This window comes from Brevundimonas sp. UBA7534, from assembly GCF_002479325.1.
Lineage (GTDB): Bacteria > Pseudomonadota > Alphaproteobacteria > Caulobacterales > Caulobacteraceae > Brevundimonas.
On record NZ_DLMO01000066.1, the window covers coordinates 1 to 248 of the forward strand.

Consider the following 248-nt stretch of genomic DNA (forward strand, 5'->3'; position numbering starts at 1 on the left):
GGCGACGCGGGCGAAGGCGGTGAAGGAGTCGCTGAACTGGCCCAGGCGGTATTGGGCCAGGCCCACGGTCCACCAATCGCCGATCTGCTGGCCGATGGCGACTGCGCCTGTCAGGTCGTCGGCGTTGTAGGCGATCCGCGCGGCCTTGGCCGGGTCCTGACCGGGCGCGCCCGCCACCGCGGCGACGACGCTGGTCCATGTGCGGCCCAGGAAGCTGGGGCGCTTGGGCTCGGCCGCGCCGTCGGGGC

General features: G+C 74.2%; 1 pseudogene. It reads right to left on the reverse strand.

The window, feature by feature from the left end:
* A pseudogene (locus tag B2U11_RS04850) lies at window positions 1-248 on the reverse strand (lytic transglycosylase domain-containing protein); the annotation flags it as partial.